This window comes from Methanimicrococcus hongohii, from assembly GCF_032594095.1.
Lineage (GTDB): Archaea > Halobacteriota > Methanosarcinia > Methanosarcinales > Methanosarcinaceae > Methanimicrococcus > Methanimicrococcus hongohii.
In genome coordinates this window covers 1030360-1050719 of record NZ_CP131059.1, presented here as the reverse complement: position 1 = coordinate 1050719, position 20360 = coordinate 1030360, and the positions used below count along the sequence as shown (strand labels likewise).

Below are 20360 nucleotides of genomic sequence, written 5' to 3'. Positions count from 1 at the left end.
AAAATGATACCGGTCCGTTGTTTTTCATGCGGGAAAGTCATTGCTTCCGGATATGAAGAATTTAAAGCACGCGTTGAAGCAGGCGAAGATAAAGGCGAGATCTTAAATGATCTCGGCTATTCAAGATACTGCTGCAGAAGAATGCTTTTGAGTCATATCGAAATGGTTGACGTGATTGCTCCGTACCAGTAAGAAAAGAATCAATTGCAATTGATGAAACGACAGAGGCAGATTCTTCTCCTCTGTTTTCGTTTTCAATTGAAATCATATTGAAACCAATTGAAAAATCAGTTGAAATCAATGATGTCCATTGAAAAAATCAATTGAAAATTTAAATCAAACACGTTGAAAACAGCGACGGATGAAGTTCCCGGGTGAAATGGGTATGAAACTCCAAGTACAAGAATATACACGGTTCGAAAGAGCCAGAATTGTCGGTGCCCGCGCCCTTCAAATTTCAATGGGTGCCCCCGTCTTAATTCAGGATTATGAAAAATCGGGCGTTGATCCGCTCTACATCGCTCTTGAAGAGTTTGAAAGAGGCGTCGTTCCGATTACCGTCAAAAGATAAATTGGCGGATTTCAGTCACGAATTCGGGTCGGAAAGATTCGAAGAAATCGTGAATTTACAATCATTACTCATCGAATTAAGGAAAAATAAGCATTAAATTAAGCTTAAAATAAATCTTAAAAAATTAAGGAAATCAATTTTTATTCAATTTTAAGGTGAAATTAAATGGAAAACCAAGAACAAATTCAAGAACAACCCGCAGTTGAAGAAACAGAAACTGCAGCAAACACAAACGAAAACGAACAGAATTACCTCGTCTCAATCGACGAATATTTGGCTGCCGGTGTCCACATCGGTACACAGCAGAAAACAAAAGACATGATGCGCTTCGTTTACCGCGTCAGAACAGACGGTCTTTATGTCCTTGACATTCAGTCCACAGATGAAAGAATTATCGCAGCATCAGGCTTGCTTGCCAAATACGACATTTCCCGCGTTTTGGTCGTCTCTTCCAGACAGTACGGCCAGTTCCCTGCAAAAATGTTCGCAAAAGCAACAGGCTGCCGCTCCGCACTCGGTCGTTTTATTCCGGGCATGCTCACAAACCCGCAGATGGACAGCTATTTCGAACCCGAAATCGTTATTGTCACTGACCCTGCCGGCGATGCTCAGGTCATTAAAGAGGCATTTGATGTCGGTATTCCCGTTATCGCGCTTGCCGACTCCAACAACTTGACCAAGAATGTTGACCTTGTCATCCCGACAAACAACAAAGGAAGAAAGGCGCTTTCACTCGTTTACTGGCTTTTGGCAAGAGAACTCTGCAAGTCCAACGGCACACCTTTCAACTACGAACTCACGGATTTCGAAGTTCCGTTGTAAGTTGAGTGAAGTTGAATCCAACTTTTCCTTTTTTAATTTTAAATTAATTCTTTCAGAACAAGATTTTTCTTGTTCTCTTTTATTCATTTTTGATTTTTCAAGTATTCGAAGAAGTTGTTGTTGTTGTTTTTTTTGAATTTTTGTAAATTCGTGGTGCGTTTTTAATTTTTTGAAAAATTGCGGTACATTTTTTAATTATTTTTGAAAATTTGCGCGGTTCGCGCGTGACGGCGGCGTGCTGCTGCCGGAAACGCAAACCCGAAGATAGCAACGGCAACAGAAACCTCCCTCCTGCTGCAAACAAACGCCTCCCCCCGCTGCCTGATGAAATTTTGTGAGGCGAAGCGAACAAAATTTAATGCCAACGGATTTCGATAAATATAAGCAGACGCAAGCGGCAACACAAGCCTGACTCGCAGTGGCAACATTAAAAGACAGTTGCAGACGAGCAGGCCCAGCCGGGTCAGCTCGCATCTGAAAAGCAGAAGGTTTTTCTTTTCATTCATTTTTAAATTCAACGGAAACATCGTTTTTATCTAAATTTTCAAAAACGGAACGCCTTCTTTTCTCCAAATCTAAAACAGTTATTTAGGGTTTTATCGGGCGTTCAGGTTCAACAGTTTTTGAAAATTGGATGTTTGGGTTTCAACGTGAAAAAATAAAAACAAGGAGCAAGTTTGAAAATTTATTGAAAACCGGAGCGATTCGCGCAGGCAGCGGCGCAGTCATTGCAAAGACGACAACCGCAAATACAGTTCATCATTTTCCCCAAACGGCAAGCGACACCTTATAAACAATGAATTCATTTATATTTGCCATGGAATCCCAAAACGTACAAAAAGTTGTTATCGGGGCTTTATCATTAGCGGCATTCGCTGTCATATGGGAATTGCTGGCCGTTTATATCGGCAATTCATTTTATCTGCCTCGCTTTTCAAGTGTTTTTTCGGCATTTTTCAGTGTCATCCAATCTTCAATTTTCTTTAACGACGTTGCAATCAGTTTGTACCACTTCCTTATCGGTTTCGTTTTCGCGCTCATCGTCGGCATTCCGATCGGCATGATGATGGGCTGGTTCCCGGTTTTGGATAAAGCGCTGAATCCGATCGTTGAAATTTTCAGACCGATTCCGCCTTTGGCATGGATTCCGTTTGCAATTATCTGGCTCAAATTAACACACCAGGCCGCCGGTTTCATTATTTTTATGGGAATGGTTTTTCCGATTATTATCAGCACATATTCCGGTTTCAAAAATGTCCCGAAAATTTACGTTGAAGCGGCAAAAGTTCTCGGCAGCGTTTCCAGTGTGAAACTGATCAAAAATGTTGCCATTCCCGCGGCTTCTCCGATGATTTTATCAGGCATTAAAACGGCAACGGGTGTCGGTTGGATGTGTTTGGCGGCTTCCGAAATGTTCGGCGTCAGCGATTCCGGCATTGGTTACAAAATCTGGTTCTACTACGGTATTCAGGCGATGGATTATGTTGTCGTTTATATGCTGATTTTAGGATTTGTCGGATTGCTTTTGGATTTCCTGTTCCGGGTCCTCATCCAGAATCGGGTCTTAAAATGGCAGAAAGGAACGGTGATCTGAAATGGGCAACTTAGTGATTGAGAATTTATCCAAAAAATTCAAAAAAGACAATACTGAAGTTTTGGCGCTGGATGATATTGATTTGACGGTCAACAGCGGTGAATTTGTGACCATTTTGGGTCCTTCCGGCTGCGGCAAAACAACGCTTCTGCGCATCATTGCAGGTCTTGAGACTTATTCCGGCGGAACGGCAACGTTAGACGGTGAAGCGATCAAAGGGCCCGGTCCCAAGCGCGGTATGGTTTTTCAGGAATATTCTCTTTTCCCGTGGAAAACGGTTCTCGGAAACGTGATGTTCGGTCCGCAGATGCAGGGCTTTTCCAAAAGCGAAGCGGAATCCAAAGCGATGACTTATTTGAATTTGGTCGGCTTGTCGGAATTCAAAAACAGTTATCCGTATGAGCTCTCAGGCGGCATGAAACAGCGTGTCGCAATTGCGCGCGCGCTTGCAAATGAGCCTGAAATCATTTTGATGGACGAGCCTTTCGGCGCGCTTGATGCTCAAACGCGAAACAATCTTCAAAATGAACTTCTCCGCATTTGGGAAGAAGAGAAGAGAACGATCATTTTCGTGACGCACAGCGTCGATGAAGCGGTTTTCCTCTCCGACAGAATCGTTATTTTATCCAAGCGTCCCGGAACGATTAAAAAGATTATCGACGTGTCCATTCCGCGCCCGAGAGACAGAACGCGCCCGGAAGAAAACGCGATCCGCAATGAGGTTCTCAGACTTTTGGATTCAAACGAAAATAGCGAAATCGATTGAAAGCGCTTCTTTTAATCATTTCTTTTTTGTTTTTTCACTTTATTTTAGTGTTGTTTTCTTTTTTTGTTTTTTGTTTCCTGTTTTTCGTTTTTTGTTTCTTGTTTTTCTTTTTCATTTATTTTCATGAAAAATGAAGGGCGATTTTTAATTTTTTTTGGAAAAGCGGAGCGGCTCGCGCGCGGACGGCGCGGCTGCCGGGCAGCAGCCGAGCAGGCGGGGCGGCAGAAATGCAAACCTGATCGGCAGCGGAAACAGAAACCTGACTCCACGCGGAAACAGAAACCTGACTCCAAGCGGAAACAGAAATCTGACTCCAAGCGGAAACAGAAACCTGACTCCAAGCGGAAGCAGAAACCTGACTCCACGCGGAAACAGAAACCTGTTGGCAGCAGCGGAAACAGAAACCCGAAGGTAGCAGCGGCACGTTCGCGAATGCGAACGGATTACTAAAAAAGAACAGATGCACGCAGAAAGACAGGTTCGCTGCTTCGCACCGTCCGGAAAGCACAAACCTGATTGGAAACGCAAACCTGATTAGAAGCAGCAATTAAAAGACAGTTGCAGATGAGCAGGCTCAGCCGGAAGCTGGCAGCAAAAGACAGTCGCAAGACAACACCTCGCCGGAGCCGAACACAGCTGAAAAATCTGATCGTTTTTAATTTTTTGTTTCGTATGGGAACAATCCGCCAAGTCTCGTTTCTTCGCTGCGCTCAGAAACTCAACTTGCGGGGGCGGTATTTCGTCTTTTAAATTATGTTTATTTCAATTGAAACATCGCCTTTCATCAATCTAATCAAAAATGGAACGCCTTCTTTTATTCAAAATCTAAAACATTTATTTAGGATTTTATCGGGCGTTCAGGTTTTTCCGGAAAATAAAAACGGATGTTTCTTTTTAACCCAAAAAAGCAAATCAGCTGTTGAATTTTAAAACGAATCTAATCGAAAAAAGAAAAACCAAAAATTAATTGAAAATAAGTTGAAAATTAATTGAAAATAAGTTGAAAATAAATTGAAAATTGAAAAGAAAGAAAATGAACAGCTCATTTTCTTACAAGTTTGTGAGCGGCCAGGTGCCGTAGAAATAAGAAATAAGCAGGACAAGAAGACCGATAAGAATCCCTGCGATTAAAACATAAATCGGCTTAAACGTAATTGCTTTTTTGTCCGCGTCAAAATATCTCATCAATCCCGCGGAGGACTGGAGACCGTTTCCTTTTTGTTTCACCATGAATTCATCTTTCCTTAATCTTTTTAAATACGTCTCAAAGAATGTAATTGATAGAGCGTTTTTTCTTATATAAACATTTATCTTTTTTTAATCTTTTTCATCGAATTTGAGCTGTCAAACACTATTTTCCATTTTATTTTGTTTTTTGGTTTGCTTTTGTTTTTTGGTTTGCTTTTGTTTTGGTTTGCTTTTGTTTTGGTTTACTTTTGTTTTGGCTTGCTTTTGTTTTGGCTTGCTTTTGTTTTAGTTTATTTTTTATTTATTTTATTTTGTTTTTCATCTCAGCCGAGAATGATTTCATCAATTAAAATCGGCGGATAAAAAACGCCGTCTTCAGTAATGATTGCCGACACGTTTTCCATCGGCGTTTTGTCAAACGCTAAATTCAGAATCGGGACGCCTGTCGGGACATTTAAATCTTTGCAGGAGCCGATGTAACGGAGTTCGTCTTCAGAGCGCCTTTCGATTTGAACATTCTCTTCCCAGCTTTCGGGATCAAGCGTTGACACGGGCGCCGCGACATAAAACGGAATGTCATGTTCTTTTGCCAAAACAGAATGCGTGTACGTTCCGATTTTATTGTAAACAAATTCCTGCGTAATTCTGTCGGCGCCGACAATCACTTTGTTAATGACGCCTTCACTCATCAAAAATCCGGCTGTCGAATCCGTGATCACTTGAACCGGAATTTTGTCCTGCTGAAGCTCCCACGCCGTAATTCGGCTGCCCTGATTGAGCGGGCGCGTCTCGCACGCAAGAACCGTGATCTTCTTTCCGTCGGCAACAGCCGAGCGGATGACGCCAAGAGCCGTTCCCCAGTCAACACAAGCCATTTTGCCGGCGTTGCAGTGCGTCAGAACAACGTCGCCGTCGCGAAGCAGTTTTGCGCCGTTTTTGCCGATTTTCTTATTGGTTGCGACATCTTCGTCAGCCATGTTTTTGGCAACTTCCAATGAAATATTTTGAATCAAACGCGGGTCCATGCCTTCTTCTTCGGCGATTTGAAGAACGCGGTCAACGCCCCACGACAAATTGATTGCGGTCGGTCGCGTTTTTTTGATTGCTTCGCCGGCTGCTTTCATATCTTTGAGCATACCTTCGACAGTGTTTGCGCTGCTCAGCTGCGCCGAGAGGGCAACGCCGAAAGCGCCGCAGACACCGAGTGCCGGCGCGCCTCTGATTCTTAAGCTTTGAATCGCTTCACAAAGTTCGGCAATATTTTTGCACTTGATAATCTTTAATTCGCCCGGTAAAAGCGTTTGGTCGATCATTTTGACGGATGAATCAGAGTCATCCCACTCAATCGTTCTCATAGTTCTGCCTGAATTTTTTAATGAATAAATAAAATGAATTTGAAATGAATATAAAATCGTTGAAATGAATGTTGTTGAAATGAATATTTTTGAAATGAATACAATTGAAATAAATATAATTTGAGTGAATGCAATTGAATTGAATACAATTGAAATAAACGAAATTAAATTGAATAAAACTGAAATAAATTAAAGTGTGATGGAATAAAAAGGCTGAGCCGATTTATCTCAAACCTTCAGCCGTTATTGTAAAGTAAGCGGTTTCACCTTCGGGTTTTGCCCGATGTTTTATGATTTTTGCGCTTCTTTCGCCTGATCCGACGCGATCCAATTTTAAGATTGTTTTTGAAATGTGTTCGATACCGCGGCCGCCAAGCGGGAGCACGTTTCCGCTGTTTTCGATGTCGCTGAAAATTTGATTTGTAATCAAGACGGCGATGCCTGTTTTTCGTGCGATTCCCTGTAAAAATCCGATTTGATTGGAAAGCTCGCGCCTGCCTTGGATTCCCGCGTTTTCATCTTCCAGTTCGTAGCGATAAAATGAAGTTGCAGAATCCACAACGATCAAGCCGATATTTTCGCTTGAAATCTTTTCAGCTTCGCAAATCGCCGTATATTGTTCATCAAAACTCATCGGCTCATAAATCAAAATATTCTGCGCGACCTCTTTTGATTTTTCGCCGGCGATCTGAGTGAATCGATCAAAAGAAAGCCCTTCGGTATCGATGTAAATGACTTTTTTTCCCGTTTTTGAACATTCAATTGCCGCTTGAAGGCATAAATTCGTTTTTCCTGAGCCGGGCTCTCCGTAAACCTGCGTTACGATGCCGCATTCAATGCCGCCGCCAATCAAATCATCAATCGGTTTGCAGCCTGTGGTCAGATAATTTCCGATATTTGCACCTCTTTCTCATTCGATAAATGTGTTTGAATGTTTGAAAATTTTTGAATGTTTGAATGTTTGATGTTTAAAATATATTTGAATTTCAAAGTGTGTTTGTGATACAGTGTTCATGAATATAGTTTTTGATATGATGTTTATGATGAAATGGATTTGTGGTATAAAACTTTTAAAGTTTTGTTCGTCCAATCTGTTTTATTTTGAATTTATTATGTTCGATAAAATATATATTCATTCAAATCCATGTAACTATTATGGCAAATCCAATAATTGCAGCGGTTTTATCGCTCATTATCCCCGGTCTCGGACAGGTTTATGCAGGTCAGTTCAAAAGAGGCGCTGTCATTTTCATCGCCGTCGTTGCAGTTGCTGTAATTTACTATTACATCAGGACAATTACAACTTCCCAACCGGTCTTGCTGTTGATGGCAGTCGTCGGCTTGGCAATGATTATCGCTTATGTTTACGATGCATACAGAATCGCAAAAGGAACATAACGCGGCAAAACTCCGTGACAAAAGAACAGTCTGTTGAATTCCATATTAATTTTTTCTTTTTCTTTTTTTGTTTCGTTTGCTTCATTGACGTTTCTTTTTGCTTTCAAAACATTGAGGAAATAAGACGGCAAGAATCAAATAGTAACAAATTGTTTGTTGCGCCATGGCAAACTCATTACTCGCGGCAATTTTTTCGTTTTTCATTCCGGGACTCGGTCAATTCTACTGCGGCAGTTTTTTAAAAGGTCTTTTGGTTTTTATCGGGTCCTTTGTTGTTGGTTTCATTGCAATTATTGTTCCGGTTATCGGATGGCTTATCGCTCTTCTCTATTGGATTTGGAATATTTGCGATGCTTATTCTTCTGCAAAATAAATCTTTTTGATTTGAAAATCATTTGAAATGAAATTTAAATAAAATTTTAAAATCAAATTCAAAAAGAATTTAAATTGAATTCAAAAATCAAAAAAAACCAACTCAAACATACAAAATCAAAAAAATCAAATCAAAAATAAATTTAAATCATAATTTTATTTTTATCGAAATATGTTCGGTCGAAACTTCTCGACTCATCATTTTCTTCCGTTTTTCATTTTTCGTCATCGGTGCCGTTTGTTCGAAAACTATTTAAATTATAATGATTAATTATTAATTATGGCAAACGATGTCATCTCTGTTGCTTTGTCCGCCGTTATACCCGGACTTGGGCAACTTTACTCGGGACATTTTTTGCGCGGTCTGCTTATATTTGCTGTTATCAGCATTTTGGTAGCTTTCGGTTGGATTTTGTATATTCCTTATATAACGCCGCTCTTCTTTAGTGTGTCGGCGTTTTTGATTTGGTTGTGGAATATTTACGATGCTTATCAATTGAATGTCGAAGACGGTTTGAGAAACAGAATGCGTGCGAGATATGTTTTCAATAAGGTGAATTAAATTCACCCGTCGAATAATTGCTTTTAAGCGGTTACAATGAGTGTAACTGCTTTACTTTTTTGTTTTCCGGTCGGCGCGAAGCGGCGAACGGACTTGAAACGCAGTTTCAATTTTTTTTTCGTTAATTTGCATTATTTTGTTTTTTTGAATTTTTCGTTTTATCTTGAATTTTTTGTTTTATCTTGATTTTTTTGTTTTTGTTGAATTCTGTTGTTTTATTTTTGCCGTTATTTTATTTTTATTTTTCATTTCTTCCCGTTCAGCTGCCCGCCGACATATTTGTCTAAAAGATCGATGAATTCCGTTGCTCTTTCCGGCGGCACCGTTCCGCCTGCCGCAATGTCGTGCCCGCCGCCTGCACCGCCGACCATTTCCGTGACATCGTTCATCGCTTTTGACAAATTCAATCCGCGCCGAATCAAATCCTGCGTGCCGCGTGATGAAATCTTTATGCCGTCTTCCGAATCGGCCATTCCGATAATCGGTTTTTTGCGGTCAACACCGTCTAAAGAAGTCGCCATTCCTGCAATGATTCCGACAATCGTTTCCTTAATTTCTTCGCCGGAATAGAAATATTGAATATATTCAAGCTGAGTCACGCCGTTTTCTTTCACAAAATTAAGCCCGTTGACTAAATTTTTCCGATGTTCCGAAAGCAATGTTCTGGCTTCAGCGAGCGCTTCTTCACGATCGCCCATACAAACGCGAACCCCGATGTCCGCTTTGTCATAGCGGCCGGTCGCGTTCAAAAGCGTTGAAAATTCCGAAGCATCTCTCATCTCTGATCCTTCCTTTTCCGTCAGCAAGGTGTAGCATTCGCGAATCAATTCTTCAACGCGGTGTGTCGGAAAACCGCGGTCCTGACAGAATTTCATGAGCGCGGAAATCACTTTGACGCGTTCTTCCTGAGACAATTCGATCCATAATTTCGCGCCTTCACGCTGGTCGTAGCCGACGCCCGCGTTTTGAAGGAATCGGATACAAGATTCTTCTTCTCCCGTTAATCCCGGCAGATACGGCTCCGATGAATATTGAAGCATTTTGTAAATCGGGCGCGTCTGTTTTCCGAAAAGAGAAAGGTCGGGCGCGTTTCTTAAAACGCCGGCTTCAACGCCTTGTTCCAATATTTCTTTGTTCAGGCCGACCAATTTCCCGTATTTGCGGTTCTGCATGTCGCCGATTGCGCCGACAATTGCCAAACCTGCCAAATCTTTGTTGTCGCCAAGCGCGTTTGCCAAAATATAAGAAACGCCTGATCCGCTGATTTCAAAGCCGCCGTTTGCGCCGAACAAATGCGGATTCATGTGATACGGAAAAACAGACGAATCCGTCGCGATGTTTTCAGGGCGCCCGTTCGGTTGGTGATGGTCGGCAATGATTGCATCCATATTGTTGTCAACCATGAAATCGACCATTGCGCTTCCGAGGTCGGTAAAAATAAGAAGTTCATGATTTTCTTCAAGCAGGCGCGCCATGATTTTTTCATCCAGCTTTTTGACATATTCGGCGGTGTAACGGATGCCGGCGCGTTCAAAGGCAAGACTCATGACCGCCGCGGATGTAATGCCGTCGGCATCAATGTGAGAAACAAGATGAACAGTATTTGCCGTTTTCAGACGGTTTGCGCACAATTCCGCCCGTTCGCTTAATTTGTTAAAAGTCTCGGTTGCCATTTTTTTTCGCTCATTTTAAGAATTGTAAAATAAATTGTAAAATAAATTGTAAAATAAATTGTAAAATAAATTGTAAAATAAATTGTAAAAATTGTAAATACAAATTATAAAAACTAAATATTTCTCAATATATCCCTTTGACATGCTTTTCTGATTTAAAAAGATAGTTAATTTTTCAAATCAAATAAAAAAAGCAAAATTCAGCATTGTTGCTGTAATCGTTTTTTAAAATTAAAATATTTTGTAAAAAGGAGGATGTCTTGAATAATTCAGGAATTTATTTTAAATCAGAAATTGATTCAAGACTTATGATTTGATTATTTATGATTTGATTGTTTATGATTTGATTGTTTATGATTTGATTGTTTATGATTTGATTATTTATGATTCGATTGTTTATGATTTGGTTTACGATTTGACGGGAATTCCTCTTTTCCTGAATTCTTCTTTTACGTCGCCGACAGTGTATTTATCAAAGTGGAAAATGCTTGCTGCAAGAACGCCATCGGCATCGCCTTCAATGACGCCTTCAACCATGTGTTCGACTGTTCCGACGCCGCCTGACGCAATGACCGGAATTGAAACGGCTTCGGCAACGGCGCGCGTGATCGGCAAATCATATCCGTCGCAGGTGCCGTCACGGTCTTTGCCGGTCAGCAGGATTTCGCCTGCGCCGAGCGCTTCGACTTGCTTGGCCCATTCGACTGTGTCCATTCCCGTGCCTTCGTTGCCGCCCATGATCATGACTTCATACCAGAATTTTTGTCCGTTTTCTTCAAAAACATTGACATCATCAATGATGTCGGGATTTCTTTTACAGTCGATGGCAACAACGATTCTGTTGGATCCGAATTCTTCAACGGCTTTTGAAATAAATTCAGGATTTTTAACGCCGGCGGTGTTGATTGAAACTTTTGCCGCGCCCGCGTTCAAATTCTTTTGAGCGTTTTCCAACGTTGAAATGCCGCCGCCGATCGTAAACGGAATGGATACGGATTCTGCGGCTCTTTTAATCACGTCAAGAATTGTTTCTCTTCCTTGAACGGATGCCGTAATATCCAAAAAGATGATTTCATCAGCGCCTTGCGCTTCGTATTTTTTTGCGAATTCAACCGGATCTCCGGCGTCTTTAAGTTCTTCAAATTCAATGCCTTTGACAACTCTGCCGCCGTTCTCGTCCAGAAGAAGGTCGAGACAGGGGATAACTCTCTTTTCTTTTACCATAATTTTAACTGATTTGAAGTAGAATATAAATCTTTTTAGTGAAAAATATCACTCTCAATCGTGATATTACTGTCAAACATAAAAATCTGTATTCTTGATTACGTTTTTAAAAAATATCGGTATGTCATTTGAATTCATATCAAAAATGAATAATTCTGACAAATTATTATGAATGGTGCTCATAATTTCTTGATTCGATAAAATGCGATTTGTTTTTGTTTTTGTTTTTGTTTTTTGGAAAACGGTGCGGCTCGCGCGCGGAAGCGGCAGATGTCGGCGAAGCCTGAAAAATCGCGAAGCGATTTTTACAAACACCTCCCTCCCGCTGCAAACCCAAACCATCCGGCAGCAGCACCACGAAAAGACAGTTGCATGGAAACACTTTGAAGGAACTGTTTTCGCCGCCGCGCGCAAGCTGCCGCTTAATCAAAATATCAAAATCGGCATTCGTTTTTTGATTAACTATACTTACGGTAAGTGCTTACATTAAATATTCATCTTTCATTTCAAGAATAATTAAAAAAGAGAGGATAAAAATGTTCAAAAACAAATTGGGATTCGGATTAATGCGTCTGCCGCAAACGGATGAAAACGACTGGGCGTCTGTTGATATGGAAGAAACCGTCAAAATGATTGATTATTTCATGGAAAAAGGATTGACGCATTTCGATACGGCTTACTCGTATCATCACGGCAACAGCGAAAAAGCGTTTAAAGAAGCCGTTGTTCAGAAATATCCGAGGGACGCTTATACCGTTTCTGATAAAATGCCTGTTTGGCTGGTAAAGGAAAACGCCGATTATCAAAAATTTTTTGACGAACAATTAGAAAGGTGCGGCGTTGACTTTTTTGACCTTTATTTTCTGCACGCGCTGGATGAAAAAGGATACACGGATTCTGTTGAATTCGGCGGTTTTGAGTTTTTGAAAAAAATAAAAGCTGAAGGCAAAGCCAAAAGCATCGGTTTTTCATATCACGCGGCGGCCGACTTTTTAGATCAAATTTTAGAAAATCATCCGGAAGTTGATTATGTTTTGCTTCAAATCAATTATGCCGATTGGGAGAGTGAAGCCGTTGAATCTCGAAGATGTTATGAAGCAGCCGTTAAACACAATGTTTCTGTTTTGGTGATGGAGCCGATCAAAGGCGGGTCGCTTGCAAACGTTCCGGCTGATGCGGAGAAACTGTTCAAAGAGTATCATCCCGACATGAGCGCTGCATCCTGGGCAATTCGATTTGCTGCGTCTTTGGAGAATGTTGTTTGCGTTCTCAGCGGTATGAGTAATTTTGAGCAAATGGCTGACAATGTCAGTTATATGGAAAATTTCACGCCGCTCAATGATGAAGAACGGGAAATCATTCGAAAAGTGACGGCAATCATCAATGAAAACACAGCCATTCCGTGTACGGCCTGCAATTATTGTCTCAAAGATTGCCCGAAGAACATTCCGATTCCGAAATATTTCTCTTTGTACAACAATCAGAAACAATTCGGCTTGACGTTTTTGCAGATCGCTTATTACACGGATTTGATAAACAGCCGCGGAAAACCGGCGGATTGCATCGAATGCGGAAAATGCGAAAAGCTTTGCCCGCAGCATATTCTGATAATAAATGATTTGAAAGAAGTCGCTTCCGTTTTTGAAACCGCTATGAAAGAATCAAGTGAATAAAGAAATGATAAAAATGCCGGCGAAATACCGGCGAAAATGATGAAAATTATGACGGAAACAATTGATGAAAACAATATCGAGAAATACGAAGAACAAAATTAAATGAACGAAATTAAATGAACGAAATTAAATTAAAACTAAACACAAAGGTGAAAAAATGGATAACAAAATGGATAACAAAATTTTAATCGCGTATTATTCCCGCTCCGGAAAAACAAAATCGGTTGCAAACATTATTCAAAATATAGTCAACGGAACGGTTGTCGAAATTATTCCGGAAGAAGCTTACCCGACGGATTACAATACAGTCGTCGACCAGGCGAAAAAAGAAATCAGCAGCGGCTTCAAACCGGCGCTGAAAACGAAAATCGACAATATCAACGATTATGATATTATTTTCATCGGCTCGCCGAATTGGTGGAGTACGATTGCGCCGCCGATTACAACTTTCCTTTCGGAATATGATTTGTCGGGCAAAACTGTCGTTCCTTTCGCAACGCATGGCGGCGGCGGAGACGGTCATATGATTCCGGATTTAAAAGCGCTTTGCCCGAATTCAAAAGTGTTGGAAAGCATATGCATTCGTGATAATGATGCTGAAAAATCAGAAAGCAAAATTTCAGATTGGCTGAAAAAAATCGGCTTGGCTGAATGAAATTAAAATTCGCTAATGAATTAAAAAACGGATTTTAAAAAATGAATTTAAAAAATGAATAAAAATGGATTTAAAAAATGAATAAAAATGGATTTAAAAAATAGAAATTTAAAATATAAAAAAAGAAGATTTAATTTTCTGTATTTTCAAGTTTTCTGTTGATTCGGGTATAGGGTTGTTTATTTTTGGGTGGGTTGAATTTTTTGGGTGGGTTGATTTTTTGGGGTTTTGTTTTGGGATTGGTTTTTATTCAGAAACTTGAGTGAAGAAAATTAAATTCAGCTTTTTTTATGCCACATTTATTTCACATATTTCACATTTTTGTATTACAGGTTTGGTTTCGTTTGGTTTCAGGTTGGTTTTTAGTTGTTTTTGGTTCGTTTTGTTGGCTTTTTGTTTGGTTTTTGGTTGTTTGGTTTGTTTGTTTTTGGGTGGTTTTGATATATTTTCGTTTTATGGAGTACTTTATCAAAGTCTAAAATGTTGTTCCATTTGAGGTAACATTTTTTGACAAACAGTAAAAGTCTCCGGAAGTATATATATTTTGTTGTCCCCTCGGGCGTAACAATTTTTGAAATGAGAAAAAAACATTCATTTGACTGACATTCTTCCGGGCAAACCGAACCGTTTGATCGTTGTCGGCGGCGTCGGAAGTCTTTACGTCAACCCCGAACATACGATGCGCGTCATGGACACGTCCGACTTCCCTGACGCTTTCAAACCGCTTGCGGACAACACGGGAAAAGCGCTTGACGACCTTCAGGCGAGGAATTGACTTTGAATTCAAAAGGCGAGAGCGTCATCAGTTATGCTGATTACGCGATTGCCGCAACCGAAATTGGAAATCATATTCAGCAGCGTATCAGTGTTGCGGAAAAATAAATTTAAAAAAAAGAAGTGAGAGCCGGATTTTTCGGCCCTTGTTTCAAATTTTTATTTTTCGATTCAATTTTTTATTTTTTGATTCAATTGTTTTTATTCTGATTTATTCTTCTCGAAATAATTCATCCTCTTCGGCGACAGCATAGCTTGAATAATCTCGATTTAATTCAACATTTAAGGATTCTAAGAGGTTTGTAATGTTGACTATTATTTCATCTGAAAGTTTACATACGCGGATGAGTGCCGCATCAGCTTTTTCAAATTTTTCTGCTACTTCTCCGCTGTCATCGTGTGTGATGAAAGCTTGTTCTGTCAGTTGGTTTTTGACTGACTCCAATGAGAATATAAAGACAACAATATCACGATCCAATTCCTTACCGATGTATCTGTATGCACCGTTCATTTCAAGCCCTTCCGTAATGAAATCATTGATGATTGCTGACAGCCGATTGTGGTATTTAAAAACAGGGACGTGTTTAAACTCAGGGCTCAAATCGTAATCCTTTTTCAGTTCTGCTCGGAAATCAATCAACTCTTTGTGCGTTTTTTTAAGTAATTTATTGGAAGGAATGTAATAATCTTTTAATATATTTTGGTAATATTTGAAATTTTCAGCGGCTAATTGTTTTTTTTGGTATTCGATTAGAATAGTGGTGTTATCATTTTTTGTTTGATCCATTTTATCACCGGAAAGTGAAACTTCTTAATATTCAAACCCAGATATAATATATAAAAATTTTACTTAAATGTATTCGACATAGAATATAGAAAATGAATAGAGATTGAAGACTGTACAAAAAAAATGACGGGCATTTGAATTTATTTGCAACTACAGACATAAACATAAAAATATAATACATATTATTATTATTATTATTAAAATAAGTGAGAGTTGTAATTCCGAATTTCAATTTCGCTGAAATAAACATTTTTATGACAATCTGTTTTCTCAATCACTTTCTGAAATACTGATTCATCGACTTTTTTCCCGTTGTAATGTATCAGTTTTTTAATATCTGTAAAATTTTCAATCCGATAATGACATTCTGTTTGGACGAAACTCGGAACCGGAAACGGGAATTGCGGTTTAATTGGAATAAGACAGCTTCGTTCCATTTTAAAATAATCTTTCATCGGATGAGTTCGTTTCGGCAATTGAGACGTGACATTTACAGCCTATATTTCTTCATTTGCGGATATAACAATCATCGGGCGTTCTTTCAGATCACCGGTTTTACCGGTGCAATAAAAAGGCGGTCGATAATGCAAAACTTGTTTAACCTGAACCATCCTGTTTCTCTCCCTCAACAGATTCGGATTCATTCTCGACTGAACCGTCGGCATTATATCCGAATTCTTCAAGATTTTCATAAACGTAAAGAACATTTTCAATCATTTGAAGTTCGGTTTTCAATTCTTCTTTTGGAATTTGCGCTTTTTCAGAATGGTATCCTTTAAAAACGCCGTCTTCAAAGATCAAAGAATCATTATAGAATTTTATCCATGCGGGAGATTCATGGCTGATTTCTACAAGTTCTTCCCAATCCATTTTATGAAATATTTCATATGCTGTATTGAGTGTTTCTTTTTCATTTTCGCTGAATTTTGTTTCATCCAGCGGTTCATCTTTGAATGATGAAAACAAAGAATCATAACAAAGATACGGATAAATTGTTTTCACAACGGGTCCGTTTTCAAACGCGTAAAACATATCGTCAAAGAGGGATTCGTCAAATTTGGATTTGTGAATGAGCCAAGAGAAAAACAAGAGTTTTTGAAGTTTCACCTGATCGCAAAAATCGTTTGTCAAATCAAAATTCTGAACAAACCATTTGGCAATTTGAGATGCAGGTTTAGAAGAAACATCGGACATAATCATTCACCGGATTTTGAAATCTCTTTCTGATTAAACGTTATTTAGCGATACATTGAAATTCACAGCCGATTCAGTCAGCGGTTATGAATCTTCAATAAATAAAATCAGTCGCCTCTATAAATATATATGCAAATTTTTCAAGAGATAGAAATGAATTGAATAAAAATGTGTATTTTCCTTGAATTAAATTGAAGATGCTGTTCTCAAAAATTCATATTATGAAAAAAGTTGAGTTAAGTGCGGGGAAGGGGAGTCGAACCCCCGAACGCCTACGCGAACAGATCTTGAGTCTGCCACCTTTGACCACTCGGTAATCCCCGCTCTATGTATGTTTTAAGAAAAGTAAACAACTCTAAAATCGATTTTTCATATAAATAGATTATGATGGAGCTTCTTTTTTTCTGAAAAACGGCAACTTCTGATTTAATTTAGAAAATCAAAAAGTAAAGCGCGAATGAAATCAACGCGCCTGAAAGCGTTGAAACAAAATTAACGCCGCTGTTTGTCAGCCAGCCTCTTTTTTGAATAATTGCGCCGAGAACGCTGTCAATGTTCGTGCCGATGAAACCGCCGGCAATCGCAACGCCGAGCGCAAGCGGCAAAGAGCCGATGATGCCGAACGCAAATGCCATCAGACCGATGATTATCGATCCGGTGAGCGCCGCCGCCTCGCCGAGCAGACTCACGCCGCCGTCTTCGCCGGGCTTTGATTTTCTGAAATTCGTGATCATATAAGTCGGACCTTTGGATGTGACGCCGATTTCGCTGGCCATCGTGTCACCTGTTGCCGTTGCCACTGTCCCGACATAAGCAAATGCAAGCGGCATCGCAAGCCAATTGTATTCGGGGTGCGCTTCAAGAACGCCGTAAAGAACGGCAATGATGAGCGCCCAAAGACTGTTTGAAAAAACATTTTCATAACTTCGGATACCGGTTTTGGATTCGGCAAGTCCGGCGGCCTTTTTTTGCTTGAATTTATATTTCGTAAATCCGCCGCCGAGAATAAAGAACGCAACGAGAAGGACGAACCACCACAAATTCGTGAATAAAATGATAATGATGCCTAAAACGGCAGCGGAAAAGAGCGCCGAAACATCGGCAATTTTGTAGCGGTAAGCTAAAAATGCCAAAATGACAGAAAAAATAGCGGCTAACATCGTTTCTGACCACGGCGTTTGATAGCCGATAAGATAAAGCGCCCACATCGAAATTAAAGCGCCGAGATAAATGGAAGCGTTCGCGTTCATTTTGGACGGAATCGATTCAAATAAACTGCCGACAAACGCGCCGATAATGGAAATGAAAAACAATTGATTCAAAAATATCGTCGTCATTTCAAATCCTGTAAATGAAGCGACCCAAACGCCGGCTAAAAACGCGCCGATGACGCGCAGAAGAATCAAGCCGAATTCGTAAAGAAGAGAAATGTTTTTGAACTTCTCCGTTTCGCGGACATTTTCATAAAGCGTCACTTTGTTGAATAAACAAAACCATGAACGGGTGCTGAAAATTGTCACGGCAAGCGCTTGAAAAATCAAAAAACTCGGGAACGGAAAATAATTTTCAAGCAATAACGCCGCTAAAAAACTGAACGTTAAAATACATGTTAAAATCCTAAAATCAGATGAAAGCTGACGAAGTTTATCTTTGTCAGTCAAATTAAAATATGCAGCTGTTTTCGATAAAACAGGCGTGAATGACAAAATGAAACAGGCAAAACAAACTGAAATGAAAAAAGGAAGCTGTAAGAACGCAGCAGATAGGATAAACAAAATACCAGCAGCGTATTTCGCCAAATAAAATAACTTGCAGTTGCGAACATCTTGATCTGATGAATTAATGTTTGCTGCCGCTGCCGTTTCGCTCATAAACTGTGCCTTCAATAAATAAGATGAAATTTAAGAGAATTTAAGATGGAATTTAAGATGAAATTTAAGATGATATAAATGAATTAAATTAAATGAATTTATTAATTAAACAATATTTGAATCATTCAAAGAATGGATTTTCTTGTCTTTTTTGGTATATTAAATTGTCTGACATCAAAATAAAAAATGACAAACGGAAATGATGAATGAATATCAATTCCGTTAAAATTTTTCTGCAATCATCAATTGATGAAAGCAACTCTCGTGTAAGCGTAATCCTGATTGAAATTGTCGCCGTAAACAACGCAGGTAAATCGTGTCTGATTCCGTTTGGGAATTGAAACGGTATATTCGACCCAACCGGATTCATCGTCTGCAAGCGTTCCAATGTTGATTTCGCCGCTTTGAGACCAAACGCGCGTCAAATCAAACGGCTCGGCTTCGGCAAGAACGACAACGGTCACATTTTGAGCAGTTGTCGGTCCCGTGTTTGTTACATCGCAGCGAACGCGGTAATAAACATAATTCCAGTCGCTGTCGACATATTCAGCCAAAATTTCAATATTCATTGACGGCATCGGGCTCATATTATAGATTTTTGCCGTGGCGCCTTCGTATTCGGGAGGCAGTTCACCGAGTGCAAATCCGGTTGACGTTGTTTCAACATAATAATACCGGCTGCCGTTGTACTCGTAATATGTGCCGCTGATGTTTTCATCACCCATCACGCCAAGCGCCATGTGTCCGGGAAGTTCAATCAATACAACGCCGTAGCTCATTTCAAGCAAAAGCGCTGCCGCCAAAATCGCGCTGTCTTCACAATCGCCGCCGCCGTCAACAAGCGTTTCGATCGGATATCTTGGATATTCGTCGTAGCCGGTCGTCACGCTGTCGGAAGTGTAAGGCATCGCCTGAACAAAAGCAATAACGTTCAAAACGTTTTGATCCGCCGTGAAATTATGGATTTCGCCTTGTTCTTCAAAAGCGTCAATCATTTTATTCAAGAAAACGCGATCGTCTTCGGAAAGCGCGTAATGATCAAAGTCTTTTCCCGAATGGGATTTGTTGCGGTAATAATCATAATATTCCGTCGGAATCGAAACCGTGATCGATTGTTCATATCCGGAATACGTCCAATTATATGTCCGCGTATAATATTCTGAAGAGTAAACGGTGTCGACTTCTACGGCTGAAATTGAAGACGGTGTTTCCGTTTCTTCATATTCCGGCTCAGCCGTTGTCGGAATAACGACCGGAACGGTTGATTTGGATGAATAATCTGTTAATGTGTAAATACTGTAAACTGCTCCCGCCCCTATGGAAACAGCCAAAACCGCAAGAAACGTAATAAAACAAACACTCAGAAACCTTGTTATTCCTCGAGCGTCTCGAACCATTGTTTTATCACCTGCTTAACCTAAAGGGAAAAAAGGATAAAAATGTTTAGTTTAAATTTTGCTCACGGCAGCCTAACGGCTGCCGTTCACAAAATTTCATCGGGCAGGGGGAGGGCGGTGTTTGTAAAAAATCGCTTCGCGATTTTTCAGGCTTCGCCGGTTTGCAGTTGGAGTCAGGTTTCTGTTTCCGAGCGGAGTCAGGTTTCTGTTTGCAGTTGGAGGGCGGTGTTTGTTTGCAGCGGGAGGGCGGTGTTTGTTTCCGGCGGGAGTCAGGTTTCCGTTTGCCGCTGCTGCCGGCAGCAGCCGGGCAGCTGCCCGCCCGCCGCGCGAGCCGCACAATTTTTTGAAAAATAATCGAAAATGGAATCTGCATTTTTGAAAAAAGAATCGAAAATGAAATCTGTATTTTGAATAAAGAATCGAAAATAAAATCTGCATTTTTTAAAAAATAAAATAGAAAAACAAAAAAATGAAAAAGTGAAGA

General features: G+C 40.1%; 25 protein-coding genes and 1 tRNA gene. 12 read left to right on the top strand and 14 right to left on the bottom strand.

The genetic code is table 11. The features are described from left to right. Window positions 1–3 precede the first annotated feature (3 nt). The 3 genes from MmiHf6_RS04880 (at window position 4) to rpsB (ending at window position 1393) form a co-directional block, all read left to right on the top strand. Window positions 4–192 (top strand): DNA-directed RNA polymerase subunit N, encoded by a 189-nt coding sequence (locus MmiHf6_RS04880; RefSeq protein WP_316558582.1) that lies wholly within the window; start codon window positions 4–6, stop codon window positions 190–192. Window positions 193–379: 187 nt separating this feature from the next. Beyond that, window positions 380–571, top strand: coding sequence for a DNA-directed RNA polymerase subunit K (locus MmiHf6_RS04875; RefSeq protein WP_316558581.1), 192 nt, complete (start codon window positions 380–382; stop codon window positions 569–571). Window positions 572–736: 165 nt separating this feature from the next. Beyond that, a complete protein-coding gene (rpsB, locus tag MmiHf6_RS04870; protein ID WP_316558580.1) occupies window positions 737–1393 on the top strand; it encodes a 30S ribosomal protein S2 in 657 nt (218 codons plus the stop codon). 191 nt (window positions 1394–1584) lie between these two features. On the opposite strand, the gene MmiHf6_RS04865 is transcribed toward rpsB, so the two are convergent. Further along, the gene (locus MmiHf6_RS04865) at window positions 1585–1899 is read right to left on the bottom strand and encodes a hypothetical protein (protein ID WP_316558579.1); all 315 of its coding nucleotides are present in this window, start codon (window positions 1897–1899) and stop codon (window positions 1585–1587) included. A 290-nt stretch (window positions 1900–2189) separates the two neighbouring features. Here MmiHf6_RS04865 and MmiHf6_RS04860 point away from each other — a divergent pair, with 290 nt between their 5' ends. Then, the gene (locus MmiHf6_RS04860; protein WP_316558578.1) at window positions 2190–2987 is read left to right on the top strand and encodes an ABC transporter permease; all 798 of its coding nucleotides are present in this window, start codon (window positions 2190–2192) and stop codon (window positions 2985–2987) included. Window position 2988: 1 nt separating this feature from the next. Then, window positions 2989–3753 (top strand): ABC transporter ATP-binding protein, encoded by a 765-nt coding sequence (locus tag MmiHf6_RS04855; protein WP_316558577.1) that lies wholly within the window; start codon window positions 2989–2991, stop codon window positions 3751–3753. A 121-nt stretch (window positions 3754–3874) separates the two neighbouring features. Here the strand turns inward: MmiHf6_RS04855 and MmiHf6_RS04850 are convergent, their stop codons facing one another. From MmiHf6_RS04850 to radB, 5 genes are all read right to left on the bottom strand, one after another. After that, window positions 3875–4219, bottom strand: coding sequence for a hypothetical protein (locus MmiHf6_RS04850; protein WP_316558576.1), 345 nt, complete (start codon window positions 4217–4219; stop codon window positions 3875–3877). Beyond that, on the bottom strand, window positions 4200–4361 hold the full coding sequence (locus MmiHf6_RS04845) for a hypothetical protein (protein WP_316558575.1): 162 nt from the start codon (window positions 4359–4361) through the stop codon (window positions 4200–4202). Before MmiHf6_RS04845 ends, MmiHf6_RS04850 begins: the two co-directional genes overlap by 20 nt. A 442-nt stretch (window positions 4362–4803) precedes the next feature. Further along, a complete protein-coding gene (locus tag MmiHf6_RS04840; protein WP_316558574.1) occupies window positions 4804–4983 on the bottom strand; it encodes a preprotein translocase subunit Sec61beta in 180 nt (59 codons plus the stop codon). A 281-nt stretch (window positions 4984–5264) separates the two neighbouring features. Next, window positions 5265–6296: an S-methyl-5-thioribose-1-phosphate isomerase gene (locus MmiHf6_RS04835; protein ID WP_316558573.1), complete on the bottom strand. Its 1032-nt coding sequence runs from the start codon at window positions 6294–6296 to the stop codon at window positions 5265–5267. Between the two features lie 223 nt (window positions 6297–6519). Continuing rightward, window positions 6520–7149 carry a DNA repair and recombination protein RadB gene (gene radB, locus MmiHf6_RS04830; RefSeq protein WP_316558572.1) on the bottom strand — a complete coding sequence of 210 codons (630 nt, stop codon included), beginning with the start codon at window positions 7147–7149 and terminating at the stop codon, window positions 6520–6522. Window positions 7150–7451: 302 nt separating this feature from the next. Here radB and MmiHf6_RS04825 point away from each other — a divergent pair, with 302 nt between their 5' ends. The 3 genes from MmiHf6_RS04825 (at window position 7452) to MmiHf6_RS04815 (ending at window position 8628) form a co-directional block, all read left to right on the top strand. Then, window positions 7452–7694: a hypothetical protein gene (locus MmiHf6_RS04825; RefSeq protein WP_316558571.1), complete on the top strand. Its 243-nt coding sequence runs from the start codon at window positions 7452–7454 to the stop codon at window positions 7692–7694. A gap of 163 nt (window positions 7695–7857) precedes the next feature. Beyond that, entirely contained in the window at window positions 7858–8067 is a 210-nt protein-coding gene (locus tag MmiHf6_RS04820; protein WP_316558570.1) for a hypothetical protein, read from the top strand. 279 nt (window positions 8068–8346) lie between these two features. Continuing rightward, a complete protein-coding gene (locus MmiHf6_RS04815; protein WP_316558569.1) occupies window positions 8347–8628 on the top strand; it encodes a hypothetical protein in 282 nt (93 codons plus the stop codon). 245 nt (window positions 8629–8873) lie between these two features. Here the strand turns inward: MmiHf6_RS04815 and recJ are convergent, their stop codons facing one another. From recJ to MmiHf6_RS04800, 3 genes are all read right to left on the bottom strand, one after another. Next, window positions 8874–10301 carry a RecJ family nuclease gene (recJ, locus tag MmiHf6_RS04810; protein WP_316558568.1) on the bottom strand — a complete coding sequence of 476 codons (1428 nt, stop codon included), beginning with the start codon at window positions 10299–10301 and terminating at the stop codon, window positions 8874–8876. 408 nt (window positions 10302–10709) lie between these two features. Continuing rightward, a complete protein-coding gene (hisF, locus tag MmiHf6_RS04805; protein ID WP_316558567.1) occupies window positions 10710–11525 on the bottom strand; it encodes an imidazole glycerol phosphate synthase subunit HisF in 816 nt (271 codons plus the stop codon). A gap of 72 nt (window positions 11526–11597) precedes the next feature. Next, a complete protein-coding gene (locus MmiHf6_RS04800) occupies window positions 11598–11939 on the bottom strand; it encodes a hypothetical protein (RefSeq protein WP_316558566.1) in 342 nt (113 codons plus the stop codon). A gap of 122 nt (window positions 11940–12061) precedes the next feature. Here MmiHf6_RS04800 and MmiHf6_RS04795 point away from each other — a divergent pair, with 122 nt between their 5' ends. The 3 genes from MmiHf6_RS04795 (at window position 12062) to MmiHf6_RS04785 (ending at window position 14628) form a co-directional block, all read left to right on the top strand. Further along, entirely contained in the window at window positions 12062–13198 is a 1137-nt protein-coding gene (locus tag MmiHf6_RS04795; RefSeq protein WP_316558565.1) for an aldo/keto reductase, read from the top strand. 157 nt (window positions 13199–13355) lie between these two features. Further along, window positions 13356–13853, top strand: a complete 498-nt coding sequence (locus tag MmiHf6_RS04790) for a flavodoxin (RefSeq protein WP_316558564.1) — start codon at window positions 13356–13358, stop codon at window positions 13851–13853. Window positions 13854–14448: 595 nt separating this feature from the next. Continuing rightward, window positions 14449–14628, top strand: coding sequence for a Rossmann-fold NAD(P)-binding domain-containing protein (locus tag MmiHf6_RS04785; protein ID WP_316558563.1), 180 nt, complete (start codon window positions 14449–14451; stop codon window positions 14626–14628). 210 nt (window positions 14629–14838) lie between these two features. On the opposite strand, the gene MmiHf6_RS04780 is transcribed toward MmiHf6_RS04785, so the two are convergent. The 5 genes from MmiHf6_RS04780 to MmiHf6_RS04760 all read right to left on the bottom strand — a co-directional run bounded on the left by MmiHf6_RS04780 (window position 14839) and on the right by MmiHf6_RS04760 (window position 19876). Beyond that, on the bottom strand, window positions 14839–15414 hold the full coding sequence (locus MmiHf6_RS04780) for a hypothetical protein (RefSeq protein ID WP_316558562.1): 576 nt from the start codon (window positions 15412–15414) through the stop codon (window positions 14839–14841). Window positions 15415–16011: 597 nt separating this feature from the next. Further along, window positions 16012–16608, bottom strand: a complete 597-nt coding sequence (locus MmiHf6_RS04775) for a Panacea domain-containing protein (RefSeq protein ID WP_316558561.1) — start codon at window positions 16606–16608, stop codon at window positions 16012–16014. A 241-nt stretch (window positions 16609–16849) separates the two neighbouring features. Then, window positions 16850–16932 (bottom strand) — tRNA-Leu (locus MmiHf6_RS04770). Between the two features lie 107 nt (window positions 16933–17039). Next, window positions 17040–18479 carry a TIGR00297 family protein gene (locus tag MmiHf6_RS04765; RefSeq protein ID WP_316558560.1) on the bottom strand — a complete coding sequence of 480 codons (1440 nt, stop codon included), beginning with the start codon at window positions 18477–18479 and terminating at the stop codon, window positions 17040–17042. A 242-nt stretch (window positions 18480–18721) separates the two neighbouring features. After that, window positions 18722–19876: a hypothetical protein gene (locus MmiHf6_RS04760; protein ID WP_316558559.1), complete on the bottom strand. Its 1155-nt coding sequence runs from the start codon at window positions 19874–19876 to the stop codon at window positions 18722–18724. A 42-nt stretch (window positions 19877–19918) separates the two neighbouring features. Between MmiHf6_RS04760 and MmiHf6_RS04755 the strand changes: the two genes are divergently transcribed. Then, window positions 19919–20230 carry a hypothetical protein gene (locus MmiHf6_RS04755; protein ID WP_316558558.1) on the top strand — a complete coding sequence of 104 codons (312 nt, stop codon included), beginning with the start codon at window positions 19919–19921 and terminating at the stop codon, window positions 20228–20230. Window positions 20231–20360 lie beyond the last annotated feature (130 nt).

Bases quoted from the DNA above. Each gene is read 5' to 3' on its own strand.
- MmiHf6_RS04880 (WP_316558582.1), top strand. From the start codon at position 4: ATGATACCGGTCCGTTGTTTTTCATGCGGGAAAGTCATTGCTTCCGGA.
- MmiHf6_RS04875 (WP_316558581.1), top strand. From the start codon at position 380: ATGGGTATGAAACTCCAAGTACAAGAATATACACGGTTCGAAAGAGCC.
- rpsB (WP_316558580.1), top strand. From the start codon at position 737: ATGGAAAACCAAGAACAAATTCAAGAACAACCCGCAGTTGAAGAAACA.
- MmiHf6_RS04865 (WP_316558579.1), bottom strand. From the start codon at position 1,899: ATGAATGAAAAGAAAAACCTTCTGCTTTTCAGATGCGAGCTGACCCGG.
- MmiHf6_RS04860 (WP_316558578.1), top strand. From the start codon at position 2,190: ATGAATTCATTTATATTTGCCATGGAATCCCAAAACGTACAAAAAGTT.
- MmiHf6_RS04855 (WP_316558577.1), top strand. From the start codon at position 2,989: ATGGGCAACTTAGTGATTGAGAATTTATCCAAAAAATTCAAAAAAGAC.
- MmiHf6_RS04840 (WP_316558574.1), bottom strand. From the start codon at position 4,983: ATGGTGAAACAAAAAGGAAACGGTCTCCAGTCCTCCGCGGGATTGATG.
- MmiHf6_RS04835 (WP_316558573.1), bottom strand. From the start codon at position 6,296: ATGAGAACGATTGAGTGGGATGACTCTGATTCATCCGTCAAAATGATC.
- MmiHf6_RS04825 (WP_316558571.1), top strand. From the start codon at position 7,452: ATGGCAAATCCAATAATTGCAGCGGTTTTATCGCTCATTATCCCCGGT.
- MmiHf6_RS04820 (WP_316558570.1), top strand. From the start codon at position 7,858: ATGGCAAACTCATTACTCGCGGCAATTTTTTCGTTTTTCATTCCGGGA.
- MmiHf6_RS04815 (WP_316558569.1), top strand. From the start codon at position 8,347: ATGGCAAACGATGTCATCTCTGTTGCTTTGTCCGCCGTTATACCCGGA.
- recJ (WP_316558568.1), bottom strand. From the start codon at position 10,301: ATGGCAACCGAGACTTTTAACAAATTAAGCGAACGGGCGGAATTGTGC.
- hisF (WP_316558567.1), bottom strand. From the start codon at position 11,525: ATGGTAAAAGAAAAGAGAGTTATCCCCTGTCTCGACCTTCTTCTGGAC.
- MmiHf6_RS04795 (WP_316558565.1), top strand. From the start codon at position 12,062: ATGTTCAAAAACAAATTGGGATTCGGATTAATGCGTCTGCCGCAAACG.
- MmiHf6_RS04790 (WP_316558564.1), top strand. From the start codon at position 13,356: ATGGATAACAAAATGGATAACAAAATTTTAATCGCGTATTATTCCCGC.
- MmiHf6_RS04780 (WP_316558562.1), bottom strand. From the start codon at position 15,414: ATGGATCAAACAAAAAATGATAACACCACTATTCTAATCGAATACCAA.
- MmiHf6_RS04775 (WP_316558561.1), bottom strand. From the start codon at position 16,608: ATGTCCGATGTTTCTTCTAAACCTGCATCTCAAATTGCCAAATGGTTT.
- MmiHf6_RS04765 (WP_316558560.1), bottom strand. From the start codon at position 18,479: ATGAGCGAAACGGCAGCGGCAGCAAACATTAATTCATCAGATCAAGAT.
- MmiHf6_RS04760 (WP_316558559.1), bottom strand. From the start codon at position 19,876: ATGGTTCGAGACGCTCGAGGAATAACAAGGTTTCTGAGTGTTTGTTTT.
- MmiHf6_RS04755 (WP_316558558.1), top strand. From the start codon at position 19,919: ATGTTTAGTTTAAATTTTGCTCACGGCAGCCTAACGGCTGCCGTTCAC.